The 6535-nt window shown below is 67.8% G+C and carries 6 protein-coding genes; 2 read left to right on the forward strand and 4 right to left on the reverse strand.

Going from position 1 to position 6535, the window contains the following annotated elements; genetic code table 11:
* Window positions 1–147: 147 nt before the first annotated feature.
* A complete protein-coding gene (locus tag AU193_RS17330) occupies window positions 148–624 on the reverse strand; it encodes an SRPBCC family protein (protein WP_064423620.1) in 477 nt (158 codons plus the stop codon).
* Window positions 625–658: 34 nt separating this feature from the next.
* Window positions 659–1546: an oxidoreductase gene (locus AU193_RS17335; protein ID WP_064423621.1), complete on the reverse strand. Its 888-nt coding sequence runs from the start codon at window positions 1544–1546 to the stop codon at window positions 659–661.
* 78 nt (window positions 1547–1624) lie between these two features.
* Here AU193_RS17335 and aspS point away from each other — a divergent pair, with 78 nt between their 5' ends.
* Together aspS and AU193_RS17345 are read left to right on the forward strand one after the other, a co-directional pair.
* The gene (gene aspS / locus AU193_RS17340; protein WP_064423622.1) at window positions 1625–3391 is read left to right on the forward strand and encodes an aspartate--tRNA ligase; all 1767 of its coding nucleotides are present in this window, start codon (window positions 1625–1627) and stop codon (window positions 3389–3391) included.
* Between the two features lie 45 nt (window positions 3392–3436).
* On the forward strand, window positions 3437–4303 hold the full coding sequence (locus AU193_RS17345) for a DUF4436 family protein (RefSeq protein WP_064423623.1): 867 nt from the start codon (window positions 3437–3439) through the stop codon (window positions 4301–4303).
* Here AU193_RS17345 and AU193_RS17350 read toward each other — a convergent pair whose 3' ends face one another.
* Window positions 4304–5098: an SDR family NAD(P)-dependent oxidoreductase gene (locus AU193_RS17350; protein ID WP_064423624.1), complete on the reverse strand. Its 795-nt coding sequence runs from the start codon at window positions 5096–5098 to the stop codon at window positions 4304–4306.
* 89 nt (window positions 5099–5187) lie between these two features.
* Window positions 5188–6369: a thiolase family protein gene (locus AU193_RS17355; RefSeq protein ID WP_064423625.1), complete on the reverse strand. Its 1182-nt coding sequence runs from the start codon at window positions 6367–6369 to the stop codon at window positions 5188–5190.
* Window positions 6370–6535: the final 166 nt, after the last annotated feature.

Raw genomic sequence — 6535 nt, forward strand, 5'->3', positions numbered from 1 at the left:
CGGGCATTCTGGAAAGGCCTGCCCCGCTTGCCTGTCCGCACCGGCAACAGATCCTCGATCAATGCCCACTGGGCATCCGACAACAACTCAAATCGCGACATCCCTCAAGCCTCAGGCACAACACCCGAAACCTTTGTCAGACACGCCCTAGTCGCGCATGTTGTACAGGAACTTCTGGAACATCCGGCCCATCACCGGCCTGCCGAGCGTCATCCCGACCCGGGCGGCGACGCCGTTGGGCTTCATCGACATCACCCACGTCAGGTGACAGCCCTGCGGCGTCCGCACCACCCGGTAGTCCTCGGCGAACGCCGCGATGCTTCGCGTCGACGCCTCGTTGAATCGAAACGCCATGTGGCTGAAGGGTTCCCACGCGAGGAACTCCTCGTCGCCGACGATGCCGCCGCGCATCTTGACCGTGCGGGTGGTGCCGACGCCACGCGGTTCTGGGCTCGTCCACGTCACCTCGGTGATCACGGTGGCCCAATGCGGCCAGGACTCCGCATCGGCGAGCACCTCGAAGAGCTGTTCGGGCGTGATGGCGAGGTCGACGGTGCTGACGAAGCGGAACGGAGCGGTCTCGACGAAGTTCAGGTCGACACGTTCACATGGGTGCATGCGCATGCACAGTAGAGGACAGTGTCAGTCAGACGGCCGGCTATCCGGGTCCGTCGCTCGCCGCTGCCAGCAGCGGCACCAGCACGTCGCTGATCGGCGTGCTCAGCCCGTGCTCGACGCCCTTGCGGGCGATCACTCCGTTGCGGATGTCCCACTCCAACTCCCGGCCGGCCTCGCGGTCGGTCAGCATCGAGGTGGTGACGTCCTCCGGGGACTTGGCCAGCAGGCCGACGATGTCGTCGATCACCTCATCGGACAACTGTGCGCCCTCGGCACGCGCGACGGCGAGGCACTCGGCGAGATAGCGCCGCGCCAGGCCGTTCACGTCGTCGCGGCGGAACATGCCCGAGCGGCGCCCGCTGAGCACCATGAACCCCACAACCGCATTCACCAGGAGCTTGTGCCACGCTGCGCTGAGAAAATCCGGATCGATCTCGACGGCGACGGCGCTGCCGGCGAACAGATCGCTCAATGCGTGCGCCCCGGCGGTATCAGGTAGCACCAGCCGCGCCCCGGTGCGCAGCCGGACATAGCCCTGCGGCGTCGGCTCCGCCGAAATCCACACCGCCGCAGGCACAACCGTCGATGCGGGGCAGAAGCGGCCGACGCGCTCGACCTGTTCGACCCCGTTCTGCAGCGCACACACCACGGTGCGCCCGTCGCACAACGTCGCCAGCCATCCGGCCGACCGCTCGTTCTGGGTGTCCTTCACCGCCAGCAGCACCACCTCGACCGGGTCTCCGATGTCGGCGGGGTCGGTCAGCACCGGACCGGGCACCACGATCGGCTCGCCGTCGTCGGGCCGGACTTCGATCGATGCGCGCGGAGTCCGTCCGCACAGCGTCACCGAGTGACCGGCCACGTGCAATAGAGCGGCGACTGTCGAGCCGATCGCCCCTGGGCCGACGACGGCGACGCGACTGGGCATGAACGCCAAATTACCGGCGCACCCGTCCCCTCTACACTTGTGCAGTTGTCTTGTCAGGCGATTTCCTCAGGAGTTTCAGTGCTGCGCAGTCATGCCGCCGGATCGTTGCGGCCCGCCGACGCCGGTCAGAAGGTGACGTTGGCCGGGTGGGTGGCGCGTCGGCGCGACCACGGCGGCGTGATCTTCATCGATCTGCGCGACGCGTCCGGGGTGTCGCAGGTCGTGTTCCGCGAAGGCGGCGTTCTGGAGGCGGCGCACCGGCTGCGCGCCGAGTTCTGCATCGCCGTGGACGGCGTCGTGGAGATCCGCCCCGAAGGCAACGCGAACCCCGAGATCGCGACCGGCGAGATCGAGGTCAACGCGACCTCGTTGACGGTGCTGGGCGAGAGTGCACCGTTGCCGTTCCAGCTCGACGAGCAGGCCGGCGAGGAGGCGCGCCTGAAGTACCGCTACCTCGACCTGCGGCGCGAAGGGCCCGGGCACGCGATCCGGCTGCGCTCCGAGGCCAACGCCGCCGCCCGTGAGGTGCTCGCGCGCCACGACTTCGTCGAGATCGAGACCCCGACGATGACCCGCTCGACCCCGGAGGGCGCCCGCGACTTCCTGGTGCCCGCCCGGCTGCAGCCGGGATCGTTCTACGCGTTGCCGCAGAGCCCCCAGCTGTTCAAACAGCTGCTGATGGTCGCGGGCATGGAGCGCTACTACCAGATCGCGCGCTGCTACCGCGACGAGGATTTCCGCGCCGACCGCCAGCCCGAGTTCACCCAGCTGGACCTCGAGATGAGCTTCGTCGACTCCGAGGACGTGATCGCCGTCTCCGAGGAGATCGTCGCGGCGCTGTGGCGGCTGATCGGCTACGACGTGCCCCTGCCGCTGCCGCGGATCACCTACGCCGACGCGATGCGCCGGTTCGGTTCGGACAAGCCCGATCTGAGGTTCGGACTCGAACTCGTCGAGTGCGCCCAGTTCTTCTCCGAAACCCCGTTCCGGGTGTTCCAGGCACCATATGTGGGCGCCGTCGTCATGCCCGGCGGCGCCTCCCAGCCTCGGCGCACGCTGGACGCCTGGCAGGACTTCGCCAAGCAGCGCGGGCACAAGGGGCTGGCCTATGTGCTCGTCGGCGACGACGGCACGCTGGGCGGACCCGTCGCAAAAAACCTGTCGGAGACTGAACGTGACGGCCTCGCCGCCCACGTCGGCGCCTCGCCAGGGGATTGCGTGTTCTTCTCGGCGGGCCCGGCGAAGACTTCGCGGGCGCTGCTCGGTGCGGTCCGTATCGAGATCGCCAAGCGGCTCGACTTGATCGACCCGAACGCGTGGGCGTTCACCTGGGTGGTGGACCCGCCGCTGTTCGAACCCGCCGACGACGCGACCGCGCACGGCGACGTGGCCGTCGGCTCGGGTGCGTGGACGGCGGTGCACCACGCGTTCACCGCGCCCAAGCCGGAGTTCGAGGACCGCATCGAGACCGATCCCGGCACTGTGTTGGCCGACGCCTACGACGTGGTGTGCAACGGCAACGAGATCGGCGGCGGCTCGATCCGTATCCACCGCCGCGACATCCAGGAGCGGGTGTTCGCGGTGATGGGTATCGACAAGGCCGAGGCCGAGGAGAAGTTCGGATTCCTGTTGGAGGCGTTCACTTTTGGCGCACCGCCGCACGGGGGACTGGCGTTCGGGTGGGACCGCACCACCGCGTTGCTGGCCGGGTCGGACTCGATCCGCGAAGTGATCGCGTTCCCGAAATCCGGTGGCGGTGTCGACCCGCTGACCGGTGCACCCGCGCCGATCACGCCGCAGCAGCGCAAGGAATCCGGGATCGACGCCAAGCCGAAAGCCGACTGACCCAATCCGCGTCGGGTTCGTCGCGACCGAGGCTACGATCCGCGCGTGACAGGTGCGGCTCCGTCGGCGCCATCAGGTACGCCGAGGCGACGGCGAGTCACCGTCGTGACGACGGTGGTGGCGGTCGTCGCCGTCTACGTCGGCTCACTGGTCGGCTACGCCCTGCTGGAGCCCGAGCACCGCCATTTCCAGTTCTCCGAGACATCCGTCACCGGCGAAACCGTCGTCATCATCCGGCTGCGGGAGATGAACGCGATGCAGAACCGGCTCGTCGCCGACGTCCTTCTCCACCCCGGCCGGGAGTTGGCGGCCGGTGAGACCGACGACGTCACGATTCGGCTGAGTTCATGGACCAGTTCCGGCGAGCTGATCTACGTGCATCCCGCCGTGTCCGGCAATGACACGACGACTCAGCTGACTGCCGTCGGGGACCCCGACGACTGGCCGTTCGACACCTTCACCACCGACATCATCGGCGTGCAGGCCTTCCTAAGAGGTGGTCCGGAACAACGCCCGATCGCGGCGGGCATCGTCGTCGCGGGGCAGATCAACGGTTGGGACGTCCATACCGAGCGAGGCACCGCCGACTCTGTGCCGACCGTGCGTTTCACCACCCAGCGCACCAGGGGAGCGCTCGCGTTCGACCTCGGGGTTTTGCTGGTGCTGATCGCGCTGCCGGCGGCCGCACTGTTCGTGGCGATCGAGACGGTGCTCGGCCGCCGAAAGTTCTTGCCGCCGTTGACGACCTGGTTCGCGGCGATGTTGTTCGCGGTGGTGCCGCTGCGCAACCTGTTGCCCGGCGCGCCACCGGCCGGAGCGTGGATCGACTTGGCGGTGGTTCTGTGGGTGCTGATCGCGCTGGCGGCGGCGATGGTTCTCTACGTCGTCGCGTGGTGGCGACAGAACGACTGATCAGCGCGGCCAGTCGCAGCCGGTGAGTTCGGCCGACGCGTCCCACAATCGGTGCGCCGTCACCGGATCAACCGCCTTCGGCCGCAACCGCGTCACCTTGGGCCTGCCGAGCTGGTTGAACCGCGGCGCCAGATAGGTGCCGCTGGGCAGGTCGGTCGTCACCGCCTGAAGGGTGGCCCGGGCGCCCTGCGCGGGTGTGTGCATGAGGCGCCGGATCCGCCGATGTTCACCCATTCCCAGCGACCGGGTGATGTCGGTGTCGGTGGCGCCGGGGTCGGTGGCGTATGCGCGCACACCCCGGTTGGCCAACTCGGCGACGAACAGCAGGTTGGCCAGCTTGGATTCGCCGTAGGCGCTCCACTTCGAGTACTTGCGGCGATGCCAGTTCAGGTCGTCGAGATGCAGGCTGCAGAACAGGTACGTCGCGCTGGCCACCGAGATGACGCGGTCGGTGATCCGGTCGCCCAACAGCGACGTCAACGCGAAGTGGCCGAGGTGGTTGATGCCGATGTGGGATTCGAAACCATCGGTCGTGCGCGTCAACGGCATACCCATCACGCCAGCGTTGTTCACCAGCACGTCGACGGATTCGACGGAGGCGGCGAACGAGCGCACGCTGGCCAGGTCGCCGAGGTCGAGGGCGGCCACGTCGACGTCACCGGTCATCTCGGCCGCGGCCCGACGGCCCTTCTCGACGTCGCGGCATGCGATCAGCACGCTGTGCCCGTCGGCGGTCAGGGCCTTCGCCGTGGCCTTCCCGACGCCGCTGTTACCGCCCGTCACTATCGCCCGCATGGTCTTCGATTATGCGGATGCGCAATACCAAGCCTGAGTTCGGTGCGTTACCAATTGCCGCGCGACCGGTGCGTACCGAAATCCTCGGGTCAGAGCCGCTCGATGACGGTGGCGTTGGCCATGCCGCCGCCCTCGCACATCGTCTGCAGACCGTAGCGTCCGCCGCGCTGCTCGAGCGCGTTCACGAGAGTCGTCATGATGCGCGCGCCGCTGGCGCCCAGCGGGTGACCGATCGCGATCGCGCCGCCGTTGACGTTCGTCCTGGCGAGATCGGCGCCGGTGTCGTGCGCCCAGGAGAGCACGACGGGTGCGAACGCCTCGTTGACCTCGAACAGGTCGATGTCGGCGAGCGTGAGGCCCGCGCGCTGCAGCACCTTCTCCGTCGCGGGGATGACGCCGGTCAGCATGTAGAGCGGGTCGGAGCCGACGACGGTCATCGAGTGGATGCGGGCGAGCGGGCGCAGACCGAGTCGGGCCGCCACCTCGCCGGTGGTGATCAGCACAGCCGCGCTGCCATCCGACAGTGGCGACGAGTTGCCCGGTGTGATCTTCCAGCCGATCTGCGGGAAGCGTCGCTCGTATGCCGGGTTGTAGAACGCCGGGTTCAGCGCGGCCAGCGTGTCGACGGTCGTGCCCGGCCGGATGATCTCGTCGGTGGTCAGACCGTTGATCGGGATCAGCTCGTTGTCGAACCGGCCCTCCTTGGTCGCGGCCGCGGCCTTCTCATGGCTGCCCGCCGAGAACTCGTCGAGCTGCTGCCGCGACAGGCCCCATTTCGCGGCGATCAACTCCGCGCTGATGCCTTGCGGCACAAGACCTTCGGGATAGCGCTGCGCCATCGCGCCGAACGGGTCGCTACCGGGCAGCACGCTGGAGCCCATCGGCGCCCGCGACATTGATTCCACACCCGCGGCGACGACGATGTCGTAGGCGCCCGAGATGACGCCCGCGGCGGCGAAGTGAATGGCCTGCTGGCTGCTGCCGCACTGGCGGTCGACGGTCGTCCCGGGCACGGATTCGGGGAACCCCGCGCCGAGAAGGGCGTTTCGGGCGATGTTGACCGCCTGGTCGCCGACCTGGGTGACCGCCCCGGCGATGACGTCGTCGATCTGTACCGGGTCGATGCCGGTCCTGGCCACCAGTTCCGTGAGACTGTGTGCGAGCAGGTCCACGGGCAGCACGTCGTGCAGCGCTCCGTTCGGTTTGCCCTTTCCGGTCGGTGTGCGAACCGCGCCGACGATGACGGCGTCCCGACCTGAGAATCCCGACATTGCTGCCTCCTGCCTCCACGCTGAGTGAATTGGTCTATACCCAGCTATACCACTTAGGTATAGTTTGAACAACTCAGGGGTAGGGTGACTCTCAGTGTCAGGGTGATGGGGCCGCTTGTTGCGGTGGTTGGATCCTGATCACCTGGTGTCTGGCTCTTAGGGTGGT

Origin of the sequence: Mycobacterium sp. GA-1285 (assembly GCF_001499905.1) — a bacterium.
In the GTDB taxonomy this organism is placed as follows: Bacteria; Actinomycetota; Actinomycetes; order Mycobacteriales; family Mycobacteriaceae; genus Mycobacterium.